The sequence below is a fragment of the Anaerococcus sp. HMSC068A02 genome, from assembly GCF_001811125.1.
GTDB lineage: Bacteria > Bacillota > Clostridia > Tissierellales > Peptoniphilaceae > Anaerococcus > Anaerococcus vaginalis_C.
The window spans coordinates 85,513-103,088 of sequence record NZ_KV803761.1 but is presented as its reverse complement, the minus strand read 5'-3'; the positions used below and the strand labels follow the sequence as shown (position 1 = coordinate 103,088).

General features: G+C 28.1%; 23 protein-coding genes. 4 read left to right on the top strand and 19 right to left on the bottom strand.

The window, feature by feature from the left end; translation table 11 throughout:
• Positions 1 to 205 precede the first annotated feature (205 nt).
• The 9 genes from HMPREF2782_RS05915 to HMPREF2782_RS05875 all read right to left on the bottom strand — a co-directional run bounded on the left by HMPREF2782_RS05915 (position 206) and on the right by HMPREF2782_RS05875 (position 7,904).
• The gene (locus HMPREF2782_RS05915) at positions 206 to 1,066 is read right to left on the bottom strand and encodes a DegV family protein (protein ID WP_070641527.1); all 861 of its coding nucleotides are present in this window, start codon (positions 1,064 to 1,066) and stop codon (positions 206 to 208) included.
• Between the two features lie 74 nt (positions 1,067 to 1,140).
• Complete coding sequence (gpmA, locus tag HMPREF2782_RS05910; RefSeq protein WP_070641525.1) at positions 1,141 to 1,830, bottom strand: 2,3-diphosphoglycerate-dependent phosphoglycerate mutase; 690 nt, start codon at positions 1,828 to 1,830, stop codon at positions 1,141 to 1,143.
• Positions 1,830 to 2,879 carry a rod shape-determining protein gene (locus tag HMPREF2782_RS05905; RefSeq protein WP_019118962.1) on the bottom strand — a complete coding sequence of 350 codons (1,050 nt, stop codon included), beginning with the start codon at positions 2,877 to 2,879 and terminating at the stop codon, positions 1,830 to 1,832. The genes gpmA and HMPREF2782_RS05905 overlap by 1 nt, the downstream gene beginning before the upstream one ends.
• A gap of 8 nt (positions 2,880 to 2,887) precedes the next feature.
• Entirely contained in the window at positions 2,888 to 4,057 is a 1,170-nt protein-coding gene (gene metK, locus HMPREF2782_RS05900; RefSeq protein ID WP_070641523.1) for a methionine adenosyltransferase, read from the bottom strand.
• Between the two features lie 57 nt (positions 4,058 to 4,114).
• The gene (gene ispF / locus HMPREF2782_RS05895) at positions 4,115 to 4,591 is read right to left on the bottom strand and encodes a 2-C-methyl-D-erythritol 2,4-cyclodiphosphate synthase (protein ID WP_070641521.1); all 477 of its coding nucleotides are present in this window, start codon (positions 4,589 to 4,591) and stop codon (positions 4,115 to 4,117) included.
• 1 nt (position 4,592) lies between these two features.
• A complete protein-coding gene (gene ispD / locus HMPREF2782_RS05890) occupies positions 4,593 to 5,282 on the bottom strand; it encodes a 2-C-methyl-D-erythritol 4-phosphate cytidylyltransferase (RefSeq protein ID WP_070641519.1) in 690 nt (229 codons plus the stop codon).
• Position 5,283: 1 nt separating this feature from the next.
• Complete coding sequence (locus tag HMPREF2782_RS05885) at positions 5,284 to 6,384, bottom strand: PIN/TRAM domain-containing protein (RefSeq protein WP_070641517.1); 1,101 nt, start codon at positions 6,382 to 6,384, stop codon at positions 5,284 to 5,286.
• A 17-nt stretch (positions 6,385 to 6,401) separates the two neighbouring features.
• A complete protein-coding gene (locus tag HMPREF2782_RS05880; protein WP_019118967.1) occupies positions 6,402 to 6,881 on the bottom strand; it encodes a CarD family transcriptional regulator in 480 nt (159 codons plus the stop codon).
• 81 nt (positions 6,882 to 6,962) lie between these two features.
• Positions 6,963 to 7,904 (bottom strand): diacylglycerol/lipid kinase family protein, encoded by a 942-nt coding sequence (locus tag HMPREF2782_RS05875; protein WP_070641515.1) that lies wholly within the window; start codon positions 7,902 to 7,904, stop codon positions 6,963 to 6,965.
• A 153-nt stretch (positions 7,905 to 8,057) separates the two neighbouring features.
• Between HMPREF2782_RS05875 and HMPREF2782_RS05870 the strand changes: the two genes are divergently transcribed.
• Positions 8,058 to 8,606 (top strand): energy-coupled thiamine transporter ThiT, encoded by a 549-nt coding sequence (locus HMPREF2782_RS05870; protein WP_070606684.1) that lies wholly within the window; start codon positions 8,058 to 8,060, stop codon positions 8,604 to 8,606.
• A 37-nt stretch (positions 8,607 to 8,643) separates the two neighbouring features.
• On the opposite strand, the gene HMPREF2782_RS05865 is transcribed toward HMPREF2782_RS05870, so the two are convergent.
• The 8 genes from HMPREF2782_RS05865 to HMPREF2782_RS05830 form a co-directional block, all read right to left on the bottom strand.
• Complete coding sequence (locus HMPREF2782_RS05865) at positions 8,644 to 9,570, bottom strand: type I phosphomannose isomerase catalytic subunit (protein ID WP_070641513.1); 927 nt, start codon at positions 9,568 to 9,570, stop codon at positions 8,644 to 8,646.
• A 65-nt stretch (positions 9,571 to 9,635) separates the two neighbouring features.
• Entirely contained in the window at positions 9,636 to 10,448 is an 813-nt protein-coding gene (locus HMPREF2782_RS05860) for a hypothetical protein (protein ID WP_070641511.1), read from the bottom strand.
• Positions 10,441 to 11,130, bottom strand: coding sequence for an ABC transporter ATP-binding protein (locus tag HMPREF2782_RS05855; RefSeq protein ID WP_004839754.1), 690 nt, complete (start codon positions 11,128 to 11,130; stop codon positions 10,441 to 10,443). Before HMPREF2782_RS05855 ends, HMPREF2782_RS05860 begins: the two co-directional genes overlap by 8 nt.
• Positions 11,130 to 11,489 (bottom strand): GntR family transcriptional regulator, encoded by a 360-nt coding sequence (locus HMPREF2782_RS05850; RefSeq protein ID WP_070641509.1) that lies wholly within the window; start codon positions 11,487 to 11,489, stop codon positions 11,130 to 11,132. Before HMPREF2782_RS05850 ends, HMPREF2782_RS05855 begins: the two co-directional genes overlap by 1 nt.
• Entirely contained in the window at positions 11,490 to 11,756 is a 267-nt protein-coding gene (locus tag HMPREF2782_RS05845) for a glycine zipper domain-containing protein (RefSeq protein ID WP_070641507.1), read from the bottom strand.
• Positions 11,757 to 12,245: 489 nt separating this feature from the next.
• Entirely contained in the window at positions 12,246 to 13,319 is a 1,074-nt protein-coding gene (locus HMPREF2782_RS05840; protein ID WP_070641505.1) for a DUF4097 family beta strand repeat-containing protein, read from the bottom strand.
• The gene (locus HMPREF2782_RS05835) at positions 13,312 to 13,668 is read right to left on the bottom strand and encodes a DUF2089 domain-containing protein (protein WP_004839748.1); all 357 of its coding nucleotides are present in this window, start codon (positions 13,666 to 13,668) and stop codon (positions 13,312 to 13,314) included. The genes HMPREF2782_RS05840 and HMPREF2782_RS05835 overlap by 8 nt, the downstream gene beginning before the upstream one ends.
• Positions 13,669 to 13,927: 259 nt before the next feature.
• Entirely contained in the window at positions 13,928 to 14,521 is a 594-nt protein-coding gene (locus HMPREF2782_RS05830; RefSeq protein WP_261668699.1) for a hypothetical protein, read from the bottom strand.
• Positions 14,522 to 14,712: 191 nt separating this feature from the next.
• Between HMPREF2782_RS05830 and HMPREF2782_RS05825 the strand changes: the two genes are divergently transcribed.
• The gene (locus HMPREF2782_RS05825) at positions 14,713 to 15,618 is read left to right on the top strand and encodes a hypothetical protein (protein ID WP_070641501.1); all 906 of its coding nucleotides are present in this window, start codon (positions 14,713 to 14,715) and stop codon (positions 15,616 to 15,618) included.
• A 30-nt stretch (positions 15,619 to 15,648) separates the two neighbouring features.
• Here the strand turns inward: HMPREF2782_RS05825 and HMPREF2782_RS05820 are convergent, their stop codons facing one another.
• Positions 15,649 to 16,137, bottom strand: coding sequence for a DUF5301 domain-containing protein (locus tag HMPREF2782_RS05820; RefSeq protein ID WP_070641499.1), 489 nt, complete (start codon positions 16,135 to 16,137; stop codon positions 15,649 to 15,651).
• A gap of 356 nt (positions 16,138 to 16,493) precedes the next feature.
• Between HMPREF2782_RS05820 and HMPREF2782_RS09695 the strand changes: the two genes are divergently transcribed.
• Together HMPREF2782_RS09695 and HMPREF2782_RS05810 are read left to right on the top strand one after the other, a co-directional pair.
• Positions 16,494 to 16,619 carry a hypothetical protein gene (locus tag HMPREF2782_RS09695; RefSeq protein WP_261668697.1) on the top strand — a complete coding sequence of 42 codons (126 nt, stop codon included), beginning with the start codon at positions 16,494 to 16,496 and terminating at the stop codon, positions 16,617 to 16,619.
• Between the two features lie 31 nt (positions 16,620 to 16,650).
• The gene (locus HMPREF2782_RS05810) at positions 16,651 to 16,863 is read left to right on the top strand and encodes a hypothetical protein (protein ID WP_019118981.1); all 213 of its coding nucleotides are present in this window, start codon (positions 16,651 to 16,653) and stop codon (positions 16,861 to 16,863) included.
• Between the two features lie 284 nt (positions 16,864 to 17,147).
• On the opposite strand, the gene HMPREF2782_RS05805 is transcribed toward HMPREF2782_RS05810, so the two are convergent.
• Positions 17,148 to 17,573 (bottom strand): hypothetical protein, encoded by a 426-nt coding sequence (locus HMPREF2782_RS05805; protein ID WP_261668695.1) that lies wholly within the window; start codon positions 17,571 to 17,573, stop codon positions 17,148 to 17,150.
• Positions 17,574 to 17,576: the final 3 nt, after the last annotated feature.

Genomic DNA, 17,576 nt, shown 5'->3' with positions numbered 1-17,576 from the left:
TGCCTAAATATGAAAAAACTAGCAAAATTACTTGATAAATCAGAAGATAATGGAGGTAAATTTTCTCAATTTACTAAGATATTTACTATATTATTTGAAAAATTAATATATTTGAGAATAAATATAAAAAAAGCGTCGATAAACCTATTTTATTAGGAGGTTTGCCGACGCTCTGAAGCGATGTATTCGCTTGTTTTACTTTTTACTATTCATAATCTACAACACTTACAAGTATTGATTTTGGTCCTAAATGGACTCCGAATACTGGAGGTACTGTCATTTCTTTATATATTTTTGCATTTTTTATTTCTTCTTTTAGCAATTCTTTTATTATTTTTATTTCTTCAAAGCTTGCTCCGCCACCTATTGCTAGGCCGTATTCTTTTTTATCTTTTATTTTTTTCTTTATGATTTTTGCTATTTCTTGGAATGATTTTTTTCTTCCTATAACTTTTTTTGCTATTTTTATTTCTCCGTCTTTCATTGTAAAAATCGGCGTGAAATTTATTAAATTTGCAACTTTTCCTATTGATTTTGGCAATCTACCGCCTTTTACAAGGTAGTCAAGACTTTCTGCTCTTACGTATATATTTGCTTTTTCTACATCTTTAACTGCTCTTTTATAAATTTCTTCGTATTTTTTTCCTTTTATAGCTGATTTTGCTGCTTTTGTTGCTATAAAATATAGGGGAAGTGATGCTATTTTTGTATCTATTATATCGATTGTAACTTTTTTATTTTCTATATGATCTTTTGCTAAATTCATCATATTGTTCATACCTGAAAGATGGGATGATATTGAAAAACATAGGATTTTATTGTATCCTTCTTCTATATATTTTTCTAGAATTTCTACAAATTCTCCTACTCCTGGTATTGATGTGCTAACTTTTTCTTCTGTGTTTTTTAATTTTTCAAAAAATTCTTCGCTTTCTAAATCTATTTGGTCTGTGTAGCTTGTATCTCCAAAATGTATTTTGAATGGGACTATGCCTATGTTATATTTTTTTGCTTCTTCCAGGTTAATCGAGTTTCCTGAATCTACTATTATTTTTATTTTCTCCATTTTTTCCTCTTTTAATTATTTTTTCTAAAAAAAATAGCCTCAAAACAAAAAGTTTTGAGGCCTTATGTCTTTTTTTATAGATAATATTTTTCTACTACGTTTAATTGATCGTCTAATTCGTAAACTAATGGTTGTCCTGTTGGGATTTCTAAATCCATTATGTCATCATCTGAAATTTTTTCTAAATGTTTTGCCATAGCCCTTAAAGAATTTCCGTGTGCTGCTACTAAAACTGTTTTTCCATCGATTAAATCTTTTGCTATATTGTCTATATAGAATGGAAGACATCTTTCTAGTGTTACTTTTAAGTTTTCTGCAACTGGTATTATATCTTTTGGATATTCTTTAAATCTATCTTCGTTTGCTTGTGCATTTGCTTCTTCGTCTGTTAAAGCTGGTGGAAGTGTATCGTATGATCTTCTCCAAATATGCACTTGTTCATCTCCGTATTTTTCTGCTGTTTCTTTTTTGTTTAATCCTTGTAATGCTCCATAGTGACGTTCGTTTAATCTCCAAGATTTTACAACTGGAACATACATTTGGTCAGAATATTCAAGGGCAAAATTACAAGTTTTGATTGCTCTTTTTAAAATTGATGTATAAGCTATATCAAATTTGATTCCTGCTTCTTTGATTTTTTTTCCAGCATCTTTTGCTTCTTCTACTCCCTTGTCTGATAAATTTACATCTACCCAACCTGTAAATTTATTGGCAAGATTCCATTCACTTTGTCCATGTCTTACGAAAACTAATTTTTTTGTCATTATCTTCTCCTCATTTTTTCCTTTTTTTCAAGCTGTTTTTGCTTGGCTTTCATTGACTCATTCTTTTCTTCATCAATATTGTCAATCCATGTTAGGGCGTTTGCTGTTCCTTTTATTACACATTCTCTTGGATCTTGGGCAATTTTTACATCAATTTGAAGTCTTTCATTGATTCTTTTTGCAAGTCCCAAGGTTAATGCACCGCCACCTGTTAAAAATATACCTCTTTCATACAAATCTGCAGCTAATTCTGGAGGTGTTTGCTCTAATACATTTTTTACTCCATTTATTATTTTATCAATTGATGGGAGTAAGCAAGAATAAATTTCTCCAACTGGAAGATAGATTCTTGATGGAAGTCCATCTTCTATAAGTCGTCCTACAACTTCAATTGAATCTGTATAGTCTGCTTCTTGAGCTTTTATTTTTATCATTTCCGCACTTGATTCGCCAATAAGCATCCTATATCTGTTTCTTATATGATCTTTTATATCATTGTCGAAAGTATCTCCAGAAATTTCTATAGAATCGCTTGTTACGATTTGTCCCATAGAAACTACTGCAATGTCTGAAGTTCCTCCTCCAATATCTATAACCATATTTCCTTTTTCATCTGTTATATCTATATCTGCACCAATCGCTGCTGCGAGAGGTTCATCTATCAAATAAACTCTATGAGCTCCTGCATTTTCTGCCGCTTGAAGAACTGCTCTTTTTTCAATTTGAGTTGCCTTGCTTGGAACACAAATCAATAAATCAGGTTTAAATAAAGATTTATTCAAGGATTTTTTCAAAAAATATTTAAGCATTTCTTCTGTTGCATTAAAATCTGCAATAACTCCATCTTTTAAAGGCTTTAATGCAATTACATTTCCAGGAGTTCTTCCCAAAATTTTTTTTGCATCTTTTCCGACTGAAAGAATTTTTCCTGTGAGTGTATCTTTTGCTATAACTGAAGGCTCTTCTAAGCAAATCCCCTTATCTTCAACGTAAACAAGGACTGAGGCTGTTCCCAAATCTATTGCCACACTTTTTCTTAACCTTGACATAGCCTCTCCTATTTATTTTTTAATTTATCAACTTGGTCTAATTTTTCCCAAGTAAAATCTTCATCATTTCTTCCAAAGTGTCCGTAAGCTGCGGTTTTTTTGAAAATTGGTCTTTGTAAATCTAATTTATCAATTATTGCTTGAGGTCTAAAATCAAAAACTTCTTTTACAATTTCTGTAAGTTTTTCATCTTCATATTTTCCAGTTCCAAAACTATCTACATAAATTGATAGAGGTTTTGCAACTCCAATTGCATAAGCTACACCAATTTCACATTTTTTGCAAAGACCTGCTGCAACCATATTTTTTGCTGCATATCTTGCCATATAAGCTGCTGACCTGTCAACTTTTGTTGCATCTTTTCCGGAAAATGCTCCGCCACCAGATTTTGAATATCCACCGTAAGCGTCAACGATTATTTTCCTTCCTGTAAGTCCAGAATCTCCTTTTGGCCCACCAATTACAAATTTTCCTGTTGGATTTATATAAAATTTTGTATCATCGTCGATGTATTTTGGATCAATAACTTCCTTGATTACTTTTTCTATTACATCTTTTTTGATTTGTTCAAGGCTTACTTCTTCTGAATGTTGAGTTGAAATTACTATAGAATCTACTCTTTTTAATATGTCATCATCATATTCTACTGTAACTTGGCTTTTGCCATCAGGTCTTAAATAATCAAGAATTCCTTCTTTTCTAACTTGAGCAAGTCTTTTAGAAAGTTTTTGTGCATAAACAACTGACAATGGAAGATATTCTTCTGTTTCGTCATCTGCATAACCAAAAACCATTCCTTGATCGCCCGCTCCAATTTTGTCGTACTTATCATTTGTAGATTTAAAATCCATTGAATCATTTACGCCTTGAGCAATATCAGGAGATTGCTCAATAAGTGATGTAAGAACTGCTACATTTTGATAATCAAATCCTAATTTTGGATCATCATATCCTATTTCTTTGATTGTATCTCTTGCTATATTTTCTATTGGAGCATAAGCATTTGTTGAAATTTCTCCAACAACCAAGACAAGACCAGTTGTTGTTACACATTCACAAGCCACTCTCGAATTTTTATCTTGCTTTAAACATTCATCTAAAATCGCATCAGAAATTTGATCGCAGACTTTATCTGGATGTCCTTCTGTTACTGATTCTGAAGTAATTAATTTTTTCATATTAAGTCCTTTCTTTTAAGGATAATTATACCTTAAATTATTTCGATTTGTTATATTTTAATCAATTTTTTCTAACAAAACTACAGCTCTTGCCTCAATTCCTTCTCCACGTCCTGTAAAAGATAATTTTTCTGAAGTTGATGCTTTTATTGATACATTTTCTATATCAGTTTTTAAATGTTTTGCCAATTTTTTTTGAATTTCTTCTCTTTTCGGAGAAATTTTTGGCATTTCACAAATTATAACTGTATCTAAATTTCCAATTTTATAAGATTTTTCTTCCATTAATTTTACAACCCTATCGAGAAGTTTTATTGAATAAATATCTTTGTACTCATCGTCAGTATCTGGAAATAAATTTCCAATATCTGGAAGATTTAAGGCTCCCAAAATTGCATCCATTATGGCATGAACCAAAACATCTGCGTCTGAGTGGCCCAAAAGTCCTTTTTCATATTGAAATTCTACTCCACCCAAAATTAATTTTCTATTTTCAACTAATTTGTGGACGTCATATCCTATTCCGATTCTCATACTAATCCTCTAAAAACGCCTTGGCAAATATCAAATCTTCTGGTGTAGTCATTTTTATATTTGAATATTCGCCTTCAACTACTTTTATTTTTTCATCACTATAAATTTCAAAAAGCTGGCTATCATCTGTTATTGTAAAATTACTTTGTGTATATTTTTCGTAAAAATCCAAAATCATTTCCTTATCAAAGGCTTGAGGAGTTTGAACATTGTAAACTTCTTTTCTAAGTGGCGTAGTTTTTACCAAAGAATTTTCATCTACAATTTTTACCGTATCTTTTGATTTTACTGCGCTTATAACAGCCTTATATTCTTTTAAATTTTCTAGAACTTTTTCAAATAATTCTTTACTTGCAAAAGGTCTTACCCCATCGTGGGTTAAGACCAATTTTGAATTTTTATCTACAGCTTTTAAGCCCTCATAAGTTGAAAGCTCTCTTGTTTCTTTCCCAAAAACATAGGAAATTTTCTTGTCATATTTTTTTAAAATATCCTTCAAATAATTTTCGTCATCTTTTCTGATTACTACAATTATTTGGTCAATTTGGTTAAGTTTTACAATGGTATCAAGGCTAATTTCTAGAATTTTTCTGCCCATAATTTCTATGTAGGGTTTTGCCTTGTTGGATTTCATCCTAAGTCCATTTCCTGCAGCTGTAATTACCGCTGAAATTTTTTTGCCGTCTATCATATTATTCCTTTGCTCTTACAAATATCATTTTTCCAGCCGATGTTTGTAAAACACTGGTTACTGTTGTATTTATTTTCTTTCCAATTAAATCTTTTCCATCTTCAACTACAACCATTGTTCCATCTTCAAGATAACCTACTCCTTGATTTCTAGATTTTCCTTCTTTGATAACTTCAATTTCCATCGTCTCTCCGGGCAAAACTTTGGTTTTCATTGCATTTGCCAAATCATTTATATTTAAAACTGTAATTCCTTGCACATCTGCAACCTTGTTTAAATTGTAGTCATTTGTAAAAATTTTTGCTCCTGTATCTTGGGCAAATTTTAAAAGTTTTGAGTCTACTTCTTTTATTTCTGGATAATCTTTTGAAGTGATTTCAAGATTTATTTCCTTATTTTTTTTGATTTCTTTTACAACATCAAGTCCGCGTCTGCCTCTTTCTCTTTTTAAATCGTCGGGACTGTCGGCTATGTGTTGAAGTTCTTCTAGGACAAATTCTGGAATTATTAATTTTCCTTCAATGAAATTTATTTTTATAATATCCAAAATTCTTCCATCAATTAAAACTGATGTATCAATTAATTTTAAAGATGTATCTTTTGAAATTTCTTTTTTATTTTCTCTTCTATTTGATATTTTTACATTTTTAACTTTTTGGAATGTTTGAGGGTATTTGTCTGGATATTTTGATGCAATTCTCCAACCCAAAAGTCCAAAGCCCAAATAAATAATAATAGATAATAGCACAAAAATTGAATTACCAACTACTGGTAACGACAAAGAGCTTAATGGTTTGGTTGCAAGAAAGGCTAAAATTAAACCTACAATTACTCCGCTTATTCCAACTGCCACACTAAGTGGCGGTAAATCTTCTAAGTATTTTTCTAACTTCATAAATACATCTTCCATCATTTTGTAAATAAAACCTGATAGAAAATAAAATATGCCTGCAAATAATAAAGCCACTAAAACATTTACTGCAATGAAAAAAACAGAACTACCTATTGTAAAATCCACAACAGATAGTACCAATTTTAATACAGATATGCCTAGAATAGCTCCAATTACAGAAAACATAATTCGAAATATTCTATTTAACATTATCTTCTCCTAATTTTTTATAATCCGATTGATTCATCAATCATCTTTTCTGCCTCATCTCTTTCGAGAGAGCCTGACATGACTAATTCGCTAGCCATAATTCTTCTTGCCCTATTTAAAAGCTTTTTTTCCGTTGTTGAAAGTCCCTTATCATCGTCTAAGGCAACAAGGTCTCTTACCATATTTGCAATTTTGAAAATATCTCCAGTTTTTAAAATTTCTTGATTTTCTCTATATCTTAGATTCCAATTAGAATTTAAATCTTTAGGATCTTGTTCAAGAATTGCAAGTATTTCTTCTCCTTCTTTTTTGGATATAACATCTCTAATATTCATTTTGTTGATATTTGCTTTTGGAATTGATATATCCATGTTACCTATAGGCATTTTGAGTATAAAATATTCTTTTTCCTCGCCTAAAAACTCTTTGGTTTCTACAGAATCAATTATCCCAGCTCCGTGCATAGGATAAACTATTTTATCACCGATTTTAAACATTTTGACCTCCTAGGTTCTCTCTTTTATTATAACCTTTTTTGCCAAAATAGTAAAATCAAATAATTTTACAGTATACTACCACTATATTCTTTTGTCAATACTTTTTTTCCTATTCGAAATCAACTCCTTGCTATCTTTTGAAAAGCCCGTTCTCATTTTTACAGCTCTGTTTAAAACTTTTACTTCACTTTTTTTATAAGAGCCTCCAAAATCGCCATCTAAAGTCCAATCAATTTTTTCGTCACTTTCAACTTTAAAAACAGAACCAGACCTAAAAATCACATTATCATTTTCTTTTTTGCTCCTAAGCCCATCGATAATTTGATTTAGCTCAATTAATCCTTTTGGTTTTTTAATTAAAACAGCTTCAAAAACCCCATCATCAAGACCAATATTTTTATTGTAAAAATTATTAAATCCTCCAACTGAAACAGAATTTGTTGCCATAAAATGAATAAATTCTCCTTCAAAAACTTCTTCATCAATTTTTATTTTTGCCTTATAAGATTTTAAATTTGAAACAGTTTTTACCCCCTCCAAAATATAGGCAAATCGTCCAAAAATATTTTTCATTGATTGGTCAGTTTCGTAAGAAACTTGGGCGATTGAACCAAAGGCTGCAACGTAGGTAAAAAATTTAGAATTAAATTTTCCAACATCCACATCCATAACTTCGCCTTTTATAGCATATTTGCTAGATTTTTTTATGTCAGAAGGAATTTTTAATGACCTTGAAAAATCATTTGTTGAACCTGTTGGAATGTATCCAATTATAGAATTTGCATCAGCTTTTAAAACACCAGAAACAACTTCATCCAAAGTTCCGTCGCCACCGCTTACCAAAATCTCATCATATTCTTTGGCAAATTCTTTTACTTTTTCTCTCGCATCATCCGCTCTTTGCGTTGCATAAACCGTCGGAAAATAAGAATTTTTGCTAAAATATTCAACAATTGAGCTTAAATAATTTCCTATAGTTCTTTGCCCGCTCATCGGATTATATATATATAATAATTTTTTCATTTTATCCCTCAAATTTGTAAATAATATATTTATATTTTACTTACATTTGTTAAGTTTTAAAGTATTAGCTAATTTTAATTCCAATTTATCAACTAACATGATATACTTAAAATTGTTATTATATAAAATATAACAGAAAAAAAGGAGTAAAATATGGAGAAAAATAATACAAGATTTATAGTCGAAGGAGGAGTGTCAATCGCCCTTTCTTTTGTACTTTCTTTTGTAGTTTTGTTTAAAATGCCTCTAGGAGGTTCAGTAACTCTTGCATCAAGACTTCCAATTATAATTTTTGCAATAAGGTGGGGAGCTAAAAAAGGACTTTTAGCTGCAGCAGTTTTGGGATTGTTGAATATGGTTTTTGGAGGATATGTAATTCATCCAGCTCAAGCAATTCTTGATTATATTCTTTCATTTTCAGCAATTGCACTTGCAGGTCTATCATTTAGCAAAAATAAAAGCAAATATTCATACATTCCATCAATAATAATTTCATATTTAGTAAGTGGAGCTTTTAATGTGATTAGTGCTTTTATATTCTTTAACGATATGGCAACAGCAAAAGCAGCTGGCTTTAACAACTTTACCCTCTATGCTTTTGCATATAATTATTCTTTCTTAGCAGCTGATGCTTTGATTTTAATAATTGTATTTTTGCTTATTTTTGATAGGGTAAAAAAATTTCTAGATAAACAAAATTAAAAATAAGAATTCAAAAAGACCATCTTCCGATGGTCTTTTATTTTGAAGATGATTCTACAATTTCTAGATTTCCATTAAAAGAATAGGATTTGGCATAATTTGTTATTATAAAAAAATCTCCTTTTTTTATTGGATATGTTTCATCATCTATTATAATTTCCCCACGCCCCTTTATTATGCTTTCTAAAATATATGGAGCTTTTCTGTCAAACGAAATTTCTTTTTCTACATTTATTTTTTTTACTGTAAAATACTCATTATCATACAAAATTTCTATATTTTTTTCTAAATTTTCGTGAATTTTTTCCGTATCTAGGCACTTTAAGGCTTTTTTTGATTTTTCTAAATGTAAATCTCTTTTATTTCCGTTTTTATCTTTCCTATCGTAATCGTAAAGTCTGTAAGTTATATCTGATGCTTGTTGGATTTCCAAAATCAAGGAATCTTTTTTTATGGCGTGAACCATGCCGGCTGGCACTTTAAAAAAATCTCCTTTTTTTGAATTTTCTTCTTTTAATAAGTCTTCCCATTTTTCTTTGTCTATTAGGTCAATTGCTTCTTTTTTATCATTTATTTTTAAGCCATATATTATTTTTGCTGGATTTTCATTTAAAATATACCAACACTCACTTTTGCCGTAGGAATTTTCTTTTTTTGCCATTTCATCGTCTGGATGGACTTGGATTGATAGGTCATCATTCGCATCTATTAATTTTATCAAAAGAGGAAAATTTTCTTTTTTTTCATTTCCAAAAATTTCTTTGTGGTTTTGATATAAAAAATCTAAATTTTCTCCCTTATATTTTCCATTTAAAATTTTTGATGGGAAATCTTTCATAGCAGAAATTGCCCAATATTCTCCAATATTTTTTGATTCGAATTGGTAAGGAAATTCTTTTTTAAGCCTATCTCCTCCCCAAATTTTTTCTACAAATTTTCCTTCTAAAAATAATATTTTTTCCATAAGTCACCTCCTTTTTATTATACTAAGAAAAAAATAAAGCCCAAGGTTAATCCTTGAGCTTTTCTTTACGCTACTGTTAGTTTATTTTTGTGGAAGAAATTTGTGAGATAAATTTGTATTGATGTTTCTACTATGTTTAAAATAGTACCAAGTCCCATTATCCTTGTTAATTCTTCTATAGTTTCTGCCCCGCTTAAATACAAACCATTTTGTATTTGTTCTGAGCTTGTTGATGCATTTATCCCAAATGTTTCAAAAAATTTAAATCCAAATGTAAGTCCAAAAATTGAAACTATTATTGTTATTATAATAAAGACCAAAACCGGACCAAATTTTCCCAAATCTCTGAAAGTTTTGCTTGATCCAATGCTTATTGAAGCTAAAATTCTTGTAAGCGTTGCAAGAACTGAAATTAAAACTGTAACTATAAAGATAATCATTGTTTTTGTTGGGACTTGGTCTAAAAGTGCTTTTATTTGCTTAAACAATTGGCTTATATCCTCTCCTCTTGCTCCTGTTGTAACTAGAAGGAATCCAAAAAATTCTATCAAAAATACTAGACCTGCAAGTAAGGCAATAATCATAATATTTAAAACTCTTGATGTGGTTATATCTTTTGATTTTACTGGAAGAACGTCATAAAAGGCAGCCTCTTCGCCATAAAATTTTTTGTAATCATTTAAAATTACAATTATCATTGAAATTGCAAAGGATGAATACATAACCACCATTGAAATAACTGTGATAAAATCCAAAAACGCTGAGTCAAAATATAAATTTATATAATTTAATACAAGTGACAAAATTAAAGGAATTACCATCCAAGGAATTATGTCCCTAATATTTTCTTTTAATTGGTGTTTTAATAATTTAGCCATTGAAAACCTCCTCAAAGTATTCTTCAACTCCCATCTTGTGATTTTGTCTTAAATCATCAATATTTTCTTCCAAAATAATTTTTCCATCAGAAATAAATACAACCTTATCCAAAAGTCTTTCGATTTGACTAATCAAATGAGTTGAAATAATCATAAGGCCTTCTGAATCAAAATTATCAATTATTACATCCATAATTTTTCTCCTACTTGCAGGATCAATTCCACTCATTGGCTCATCCAAAAGATATAAATCCGATTTTCTTGAAAGAGAAAGAGCAATTTGCACCTTGTCTTTCATACCCTTTGACATATTTTTTATTTTCATTTTCATATCAAGTTTAAAATCTCTAATTATTTTTTCAAATTTTTCTTTTGAAAAATCTTCAAAAAATTCGTCATACAAATTTGAAATTTGAATCAAATTATATGATTTGTCCAAAGGAAGATGGTCTGGTTGGTAGGATACAAAAGATTTTGTAAGATAGTCTGGATTTTCTCCGCCAATTTTAACCTCGCCCTTATAATTTTTTTCAAGACCTGCAAGAATTCTAAGCAAAGTTGTTTTTCCCGATCCATTAGGTCCCAAAAGCCCAACAATTTCTCCTTTTTTAAAATATAAATTTAGCTTATCCAAAACAAGTTTATTTTTGTATGCAATAGATAAATTTTTAATCTCTAACATTAGTCCACCTCCCAAAATTTATCAAGACCATCAAGAGCATCTTCTTTTGAAATTTTTAAATTTTTTGCATTGTTAATAAAATCTTCGCAAATTATTTCAAAAGCATTTTTTGATAAAGATTTTATCAAATCCCCATCATCAGTTACAAATCTTCCACTAGTTCTTTGGCTTTGACAAAGCCCATCTCGTTCAAGTTCAGCTAAGGCTCTTTGGACAGTATTTGGATTTACTTCATAATCCTTGGCAAGATTTCTAACAGAATCAATTTTATCGCCAGCTTTCCACTCGCCACTTGAAATTTTCGACTTAAAATCTTCTAAAATTTGAAGATAAATAGGTCTATCATTATCAAATTCCATTTATTCCTCCTTTTTTTCTATCGCTTGCCCAACAACCAAACCAATCAACATTCCAATCGGAAGAAAAGTTCCAATATTATCGTACAAAGAACCAAAAATTATACCAAAACTCATTCCGATAGTCATACCTTCTGCCAAATAATTTTGCTTATTTTTATGATTTTGATTTTTGCCTTTAATTTTTTCTCTTTTTTCAAGTTTTTTTATAATAAATACAAATAAAAAACCCAAAAGCCCCATAGGCAAAATTATTTTTAAAATATTCATTCACTTTCCTTTTTGTATTTTTGTATTATTGTATCGCTCTCTTAATACAATAATATTATATCCCCGATTTTTATTTTTGTAAAGTCTTTTTTAAAATTTTTAAAATTAAAAAATAAAATACATCAAACGCCTAATTTAAAAGCTTTTACTAATTATTTTTTAAAATTTGATTTTGTTTTTTAAAAATTTTCAAAATATTTACTCAAATTTTACAAAAATTTTTACATTTCCTAATAAATATAATTTAATATCTAAATTGAAAGAAAATTTGAAAATAATCCCTCAAAATTTACCCTCTTTTCTTATAATTTCATTTTTTCTTTTGCAAATATTTGTTGGTAATTGCCTCAAAAATTTTTAGCCTAAAAAGGCTAAATTTTTAAACAAATATACTAAACTAAATAAGTGATTTTAAAACCTATTTTTCAAAATCTCCAAACTAAAAGGCCCTAGGATTTCTCCTAAGACCTTTTTGTTTTGTTTTCTATTTTATCTAATGCTTACTCTACCAAAAGCTGATTTTATATCCAAATCTAAATCTGATTCCTCTGGATTAGTTGAAACTTGGTAGCCATCTTTTGTTTGCAATTTATTTTTAAATTTATCCGCAATTGAATAAGATGATGATTTAATCAAAGCCTTTATATTTTTATTAAATTCATTTGTATCAATTACAACTGATCCAAATTGTGTTCCTATATTAACTTCTTTTGCATCAACGATTTTAAAAATTTTAATTGAACCAGCTTTTGATGAAAGATCAACTTTTTCCATATTTAAGCCATCAATTCTTATAGAGCCATTTACAAGATCTACATTTGCATTTTCTCCAGAAATATTTGAAAGATAAACTGATCCATTTACATTAGAAACTTCAAGATTTCCATTTGTATTTCTAATTTCAATTTTTCCATTAGTATTTTTCAAATCAATATTCCCAGCAGAATTTATAATAGTAAATCTTGCATTAGTTGATTCAATATTATTTTCCTTAAAATCAACATCACAAAGTTCAACTTGACCATTTACAATATTTATATCAAGACTATCATAAATATTTTTGCCCAAATATAATTTTACATTCGCGCTTGCATCCAAAGACTTATAATTTTCATTTACACTTACAATTAATTTGTCCTCAACAACTTCAATATTTAAATAATCATTTACTTGGTCTTCTTTGTTTTTGAAATAAACTTTCTCATCAACCATAATATGATTTTCTTGAGCTCTTTCAATATCCAAAGAACCATTTATAAGATCAATTTCAATAGCATTCACATCATCATCAATTTTTGTTTGATTTTCAGTTTTTTGAGAATTTATGTGATAAATATTAGGAATATTTACACTATCAAGATCAATATCAAAATCAAAATTCGAAATAGTTTCACTTGTCTTTTTCATAATTTTTTCAAAAGAAGTTGATAATTTATCAACAAAACTTTCCTCATTATTTTTAGACTTGTCTTTGCCAACTGCCTCCAAAAGATCGCTAGCTTGTTCAACTGTAATTTTTCCTTCTTTTAACATATCTAAAATCATTTTCTTTTCTTCATTCATCTTTAAGCTCCTTTAAAAGTTCACTTGCTTGGTCAGGAGTAATCTCTCCGCTGTTGACCATATTCAAAATATCTATTCTAGATTCTTGTTTATTTATTTTTCCACCAAGTTTTTTTACAATCTTGTCAATTCTATTTCTAACAGTCGGGTAAGAAATTCCCAAACTCTCTCCAACATCTTTTATACTGCCACGCTTTTGCAAAAAAAGCTCAATAAATTCCAAATCCTCAATATCAAGTCTTTGAAATTTACCCATTTCAAATTCTCCACTAACTTCAGTAAAACATGAATTACATTTATAAGAAGTGATAACCAAGTCACCACCACAATTAGGACATTTATTAATCAAAACCCGCCTCCTTTATAAAATAAGTATACCACCATTTTAATTTTTGTAAAGTTGATTTTTAATTTTTTTAATATTTTAATATCATATATTAATTAATTTAATATTTCGTTTTAATTAAATCACTTCGAAAATTAATTTTCAAAATTTTCAAAAAAAAAAAAAGACAAAAGATAAAACTTTTGTCTCAAACTATTAAAAAAATATAAAACTATAACTGATAAACAAGTTACCATTTCTCTTATTTATAATTTATCATGCTTTAAAGTAAATTTTTTGCCCAGTAACTTTTCAAGCTTCTTAGTATCCAAATAATTGTATTTACTACAAGTGCTAGATTGAAAGTGAAATTTAATAATACTACTATCCCATAAATTTCTTGATTTTTTATGAATTTGAATGGATTTAAATATGAAATTAGGGAAAAAATTAAAAATACTCCTATCCATTTTATTGAAGTTTTTAAATTTTCTTTGTAATCTGGGAAAATAAAATGTCTATTTTTGTATCTTTTTATAAACTCATCTCTTTTTTGTTTGTATTTTTTTCTATCATCTCTCTCATTTTTTATAAGGGCTGAGTAATAAAAAATCATATCGTCGTAGGTTGATGTGAATTTTTTAAGGTTTTCGCATTCTTCTTTTGTATAGGAGATGTCTATTATTCTTTTTGTTATATTTGCTTTTGATTTGTATGAAATTTTTTCATTTCTTAATTTTTTTAATTTTTCTATATTTTTTTCGTTTTCAATTTCTTTTTTTGTTTTGTCTTCGTATTTTTTTGTATTTTTTCTAATTAGAAAATAAAAACTTAATAATATTAGAAAAACTAAAATTTGTCCTAAAAAAATTAACATAAAATTGCTTGTATCAAGGCTTGTCACAAATAGCATGACAAAACTTGGTAGTAAAATAATCAAAAGGGCATAGTTTATTTAGTTTTATTTTAGTGACATTGTTGATAAAATATAAAAATTAATATTTTTATAAATAAATTTAGGGTATTTTTTAATATAATTATAAACATTAAAATTTTAAGGAGGTTTATATGAAAAATAAAAGATTTACATCATTTTTAACTTTATTTATTGTATTAATAGGGCTTATATTCGCACCTAAAAAATCTACATACGCAACATCGAGTGATTTAATTACAGATGAAAATACAGATTTATTAGAAGTTCAATTATATACTGAAACAAAAGATATTTTTCCAAAAGATATTTTTGATGATTTAGAATTTTTAAGAAAAAATTATAACGCTAAAATAAATTATTTGGGAAATAACGTTGAAATTGAAATTAAAACTAAAATGAAACCCTCTACTGAAAGTGCTCTAATATTATATGCTGATAATAAACCAATCCAAGTTAAATCTAATGGAACTATAGTTGTTAAGAATAATATAGAAAATATATCTAAAATAAAAACTTCAAATAATGATCATATACATGCTTATAACAAGATTAATGAATATGATTTAAATTCTTTTAATGAATCTAAAATAAAAAAAATAAGTAATTCTAATAAAGCAGAAGCTATATTTACAGCTAGTTCTGGAAATTTATTAGCAGTAATGGACGAAAAGGAAGAAAATTATCCCAAAAAAGATGGTGTTAGCGCAAGAAGGGCTCATAAAGGTTACGGAGATAAATATTACCCTGGAGATTGGGTTCATTGCAATAGATTTAATGGTCAACTTACAGATGATGTACATTATAACTGGAGGACAGGGTCATCTGCTGAAAAAGCTAAAGCTGTAAAGAATTTTTATTCTAGTGATTGCCACGTAGCATTAGTTCAAGCAGGAAGTGGTTGCACAAGCAAGGGTTCATGTCAATGTCGTACCACACAAAGAGCAGCTTACTGTTCTGGATTTACTAAAGATAAAAACTCTGGAAAAAAATGTAGTTATACTTATCATAAACACTATGGATTAGTTGTTCCAAGATAATAAAAGAGTGGAATTCCACTCTTTTATTATTTAAAAATTATTTTGTTCAATGTTTTCCATATCTATTGATATATCTTTTTTATTGTAATTTTCTATAAACATGTCTAATAAATCAATTAAATTTTTATTATTAGAATTTAATTCAAAAATCCCATAGAATGGCTCTTCATAATAAATATAATTATTTTCTTCATAAATTGAATGCTTAATATATCCTCCATTTGACATTTTAAAAGCAATTACAGTAAATTTATCTTTATTAGGAAAAGAAGAAGTACTTTCTTTATTTATTCTTTTTGAATTTTTTAATAACTTTAGAAATCTATTTATATCCTTCTTTTTATAAATAGTATTTTTTTCGACTCCTTTATCATTAACAACATTAATAAGAGTTATGTTAATAATATTATCTACTTTTGGAATCTTTACATTTTTTTCATCATATTTATTTTTTATATTTAAACCAAAAAGAATAAAAATAGGAATAATTATAAAATATATTTTTTTATTTATTTTCATAAATTAATTTACTCCTTTCATATAGACATTATAACATCACACAAAATAAATTTAAATTTTTTAATAGATACATGATTTAAAATTATTATAATACGAAACTGTGTAAAATTTTGTGTATAAAACCCTCCTGATTAGAGTAAAGAAAAACTAATCAGGAGGGTTTTTATGCCAAGAAAAAGACCAGAAACCAGAAGAAGAAAAATATCAAAAATGTTAATTGAAGAATATAAGCCTCAAAGTGCACAAGATATATAAGAAGCTTTAAAAGACCTTCTAGGCAATACAATGGAAGCACTTTTAAAAGCAGAATTAGATGAACATTTAGACTATACTTCAATATAAAAAGTACTATACCATTGACAGAAGAAGATAAAGAAAAGATTAAAGAAGAAAAAATAAAAAGAAAAAAAAGAAGAAGAATTAGAAAAAAAAGAGCAAAAAAGACAAGAAGGAATTTGGAAAACCTCTTGGCAATGGCTTAAAGAGGATAATCGTAAAATTGTAGAAAATTCTGTGCCAGAAGAAAGATATAACTGGATTTACGATGAAGCTTCAGACAGCTTTGAAGAAGCTAGCAAGGCTTTTTATTACTATAGTCAGTATGACACTATACCAGTAAGTAAAGAAGAATATGAAGAGCTTAAAGGTCAGTATATAACTAAGTTTGGTGGCTGGGAAAAGATAGATTTAAAACATACAGAATACAATGGTAAAAAATGGTACTAATATTAAGAGACAAGACTTTATGACCTGAACTCGTAAACACGGAATAACTTAATAATAATATTTTAAACGGGATGTAATCTGTAATTAACAGGGGACATTCCGTTTAATTTTTCTTTATCCTCTCTTCGTTATACCATTTGATATATGATTCTATTTCTTTTCTTAATTTAATTTTAAATTTTTTTGCGTATTTTGAAATGAAAAACCCCTCCATCCGTATTCCGGATTTTGGGGTTTAGGTCATTATTATTGTCTTTTTCTTTATTTTCTATATAAAGTTTTACTTAAATTTGAAAATTAAAGATGTATCCCTTATCCAAATCACTGTTATAAATATATAAGGTGCTGTGACCTTTTTTATCGATATTTTCTTGGTAGAAGTAAACAGTATTACTATCTTTTTCTAGTTCGGATATCGAATTTGACAAGACGTCATAATCTTCTATTTCAGATTTATAACTTTCCATCATTTGTTTGAACCCTTTCGATTTTATATAATAATCATCATCTATTTTTTTCCGGTTATCTTGCTTTCCCTTAGAATTAATTAGGTATATATCGAAGTAATCATCTCCAAAAGCTCTTTCAGATTTAAATATCCTCTTTTCATATTGGATATCCTCCACGCTAGATTTTAGATTGAAAAATATTAGGCATACTCCAAATACTACAAGTATTAAAAGTGGTATATATTTTTTTCTCTTAATCATCTT

What these genes read in the sequence shown, in the direction of transcription:
- HMPREF2782_RS05915 (WP_070641527.1), bottom strand. Translation starts at nt 1,066, where the DNA reads ATGGAGAAAATAAAAATAATAGTAGATTCAGGAAACTCGATTAACCTG.
- gpmA (WP_070641525.1), bottom strand. Translation starts at nt 1,830, where the DNA reads ATGACAAAAAAATTAGTTTTCGTAAGACATGGACAAAGTGAATGGAAT.
- HMPREF2782_RS05905 (WP_019118962.1), bottom strand. Translation starts at nt 2,879, where the DNA reads ATGTCAAGGTTAAGAAAAAGTGTGGCAATAGATTTGGGAACAGCCTCA.
- metK (WP_070641523.1), bottom strand. Translation starts at nt 4,057, where the DNA reads ATGAAAAAATTAATTACTTCAGAATCAGTAACAGAAGGACATCCAGAT.
- ispF (WP_070641521.1), bottom strand. Translation starts at nt 4,591, where the DNA reads ATGAGAATCGGAATAGGATATGACGTCCACAAATTAGTTGAAAATAGA.
- ispD (WP_070641519.1), bottom strand. Translation starts at nt 5,282, where the DNA reads ATGATAGACGGCAAAAAAATTTCAGCGGTAATTACAGCTGCAGGAAAT.
- HMPREF2782_RS05885 (WP_070641517.1), bottom strand. Translation starts at nt 6,384, where the DNA reads ATGTTAAATAGAATATTTCGAATTATGTTTTCTGTAATTGGAGCTATT.
- HMPREF2782_RS05880 (WP_019118967.1), bottom strand. Translation starts at nt 6,881, where the DNA reads ATGTTTAAAATCGGTGATAAAATAGTTTATCCTATGCACGGAGCTGGG.
- HMPREF2782_RS05875 (WP_070641515.1), bottom strand. Translation starts at nt 7,904, where the DNA reads ATGAAAAAATTATTATATATATATAATCCGATGAGCGGGCAAAGAACT.
- HMPREF2782_RS05870 (WP_070606684.1), top strand. Translation starts at nt 8,058, where the DNA reads ATGGAGAAAAATAATACAAGATTTATAGTCGAAGGAGGAGTGTCAATC.
- HMPREF2782_RS05865 (WP_070641513.1), bottom strand. Translation starts at nt 9,570, where the DNA reads ATGGAAAAAATATTATTTTTAGAAGGAAAATTTGTAGAAAAAATTTGG.
- HMPREF2782_RS05860 (WP_070641511.1), bottom strand. Translation starts at nt 10,448, where the DNA reads ATGGCTAAATTATTAAAACACCAATTAAAAGAAAATATTAGGGACATA.
- HMPREF2782_RS05855 (WP_004839754.1), bottom strand. Translation starts at nt 11,130, where the DNA reads ATGTTAGAGATTAAAAATTTATCTATTGCATACAAAAATAAACTTGTT.
- HMPREF2782_RS05850 (WP_070641509.1), bottom strand. Translation starts at nt 11,489, where the DNA reads ATGGAATTTGATAATGATAGACCTATTTATCTTCAAATTTTAGAAGAT.
- HMPREF2782_RS05845 (WP_070641507.1), bottom strand. Translation starts at nt 11,756, where the DNA reads ATGAATATTTTAAAAATAATTTTGCCTATGGGGCTTTTGGGTTTTTTA.
- HMPREF2782_RS05840 (WP_070641505.1), bottom strand. Translation starts at nt 13,319, where the DNA reads ATGAATGAAGAAAAGAAAATGATTTTAGATATGTTAAAAGAAGGAAAA.
- HMPREF2782_RS05830 (WP_261668699.1), bottom strand. Translation starts at nt 14,521, where the DNA reads ATGTTAATTTTTTTAGGACAAATTTTAGTTTTTCTAATATTATTAAGT.
- HMPREF2782_RS05825 (WP_070641501.1), top strand. Translation starts at nt 14,713, where the DNA reads ATGAAAAATAAAAGATTTACATCATTTTTAACTTTATTTATTGTATTA.
- HMPREF2782_RS05820 (WP_070641499.1), bottom strand. Translation starts at nt 16,137, where the DNA reads ATGAAAATAAATAAAAAAATATATTTTATAATTATTCCTATTTTTATT.
- HMPREF2782_RS05805 (WP_261668695.1), bottom strand. Translation starts at nt 17,573, where the DNA reads ATGATTAAGAGAAAAAAATATATACCACTTTTAATACTTGTAGTATTT.